We start from the raw sequence: 2,130 nt of genomic DNA on the forward strand, positions 1-2,130 counted from the left end.
CGCCCTCGCTCACGGCCGCGGCCTCCTCCTCGCCCAGTTCGAAGAGCCGCCTGGCACGGTCGCCGAGCGTCTCGTACGTCTGGGGGGCCAGCCCCGCCACGACCTCGTGCAGCCGGTCCGCCTCGGCCTCCATCTCCCTCGCCAGGACGGTCAGCCGGGCGGCCCGTTCCCAGGCGGCGTCGCGCCCCCGGGAGAGCGCCGCGGCGTACGCCTCGACCTGGTCGGGGCGGTAACCGCGCCCCCGTACGGCCTCGAAGCCATGAGGCGACACCGATGCGTTGCTCATCCTCGAATCCCCTCTCCGGCGTACGACATGATTTGCCGCACATCTTGACGGATCAGGCGTAAGCGTTCATAACGCGACACTCCGGACTTGAGTTGGGCAGGAATGTGACGCAAAAGGGCCGGGCCCGGTCAACCGACCGGGCCCGGCCCTCTCGCACTCAGCACTCGACGTCACGCCGACGTGGCGTCAACGTCGCGTCACAGCAAGCCGTCCCACATCTCTTCCAGCAGCACCGACCACCAGCTCTCCGGCGAACCGAGCGCCGCCGGGTCGAGCGCGGCCAACTGCGCCTGGAAGTCGACGGTCCAGCGGCCCGCCTGCTCCTGGTTGAGACCGAAGCGAAGACGCCACATACGGCCCAGCAGCGCGAGGCTGCGCGCGAACTCGGGCAGCCCCGTGTTCACGAACTGCGGCGGTACGGAAGCGCCGCCGGGACCCGCCTCCACGGGCACGGCCACGATGTGCGCGGTCCCGTACTGGACACAGATCGCCTTGCCGAAGTCGCTGCCCATGACGAGGTACGAGCCCGCGTCCGCGGACGGCTGGACGCCACGCTCCTGCGCCAGTTCGGCGAGCGTCGGCACCGGGCGGCCCGGCTGGGCCTGCGCCCAGAAGAACGGGTTCATGTCGAGAGGCAGTCCGGCCACCACCAGCGTGTGCGCCACGATCGGCGGCACGCCCTGCCGGGACACGGCCGCCTGGTCGAAACGGAACAGCCCCGGCCCGAACGCCGCCGCCAGCTCCTGCCCGATCGCCTCCGGCGGGATCGGCGGCGCGGGCTGCACCGGCGGAAGCGGCGACCGTACGGGCCCGGGCCTGGCCGGACCGTCCGCGACCTGGTGCAACTCGCCCTGGTGCGCGAGCAGTTGGGCCATGCCCTGCTGACGGCTCGCATGGTCCGTGCCGTAAGAGGCGATGCTGGTGATCCTCGCCTGCGGCCAGCTCTCCCGGATCATCCGGGCGCAGTACGCACCCGGCAGTTCGCAGGACTCCAGCTCCGTGTGGAGCTCCAGCACCTGCTGCGGCGGCACGTTCATCGCGCGCAGCTCGTGCAGGATCTGCCACTCCGGGTGCGGGGTGCCCGGCGCGGAACGCCGGATGAGCTGCTGCTCGCTCCCGTCCTGGGCGCGGTAGCGCAGGACCGCCTGGTAGCCGGGTCCGACGGTCGGCTGCCCCTGCTGGGGGTAGCCGTAGGCCGGGGGTTGCTGACCAGGCATGGGCTGCCCGGGCATCGGCCGGCCCGGCATGGGCTGGCCGGGGAAGGGCTGCTGACCGGGCGGAGGCATGCCGGGGCCACCCGGCGGCATCCCGGGAGGCGCCTGGGGCGGCGGGACCGTGCCCGGGCCACCGCTCGGGGGACCGGACAGCATGGTCTCGGCGTGATGAACGGCACCGGGCGTGCCGGGGGTACCGGGGGCACCTGGCCCGCCAGGACCTCCCGGAGCACCCGGAGCACCCGGAGGCTGGGGCGCGCCGGGGCCGCCCACCGCCGGACCGGCGAGCATCGTCGCGGCATGGTGGACGCCACCGGCGGGCGTACCGCCGGGGTTGTTGGGCGCGCCAGGAGGCTGCGGTGCGCCCGGAGTACCGGGCGCACCGGGAGGCTTGGGCGCGCCGGGCTGGTTCGGGTCGGCGAGCATGGTCGCCGCGTGGTGGACCCCGCCCGGAGGCGTACCGCCCGGGGTACCGGGGGCGCCAGGGGCACCCGGGGCTCCAGGAGGCTGCGGGGTCCCGGGTCCGCCCGGCCCGTCGGGGCCGAGCTGCGACCCCACGGCTTCGTCCAGGACCCGCAGAGCGGCATCTACCGCCTCAGCGGCGACGACACCAGAGCGCAGGCGCGCGCC

At 74.2% G+C, this 2,130-nt stretch carries 1 protein-coding gene and 1 pseudogene; both read right to left on the minus strand.

Features of this window, described 5'->3' with window-relative positions:
• Positions 1-286 (minus strand): annotated as a pseudogene (locus tag O3Q52_RS52245) (cellulose-binding protein); the annotation flags it as partial.
• 197 nt (positions 287-483) lie between these two features.
• On the minus strand, positions 484-2,130 hold a 1,647-nt coding region (locus O3Q52_RS52250), incomplete at its 5' end, for an SUKH-4 family immunity protein (protein WP_269655419.1).

Origin of the sequence: Streptomyces sp. ActVer, from assembly GCF_027270795.1 — a bacterium.
GTDB classification, from domain to species: domain Bacteria; phylum Actinomycetota; class Actinomycetes; order Streptomycetales; family Streptomycetaceae; genus Streptomyces; species Streptomyces umbrinus_A.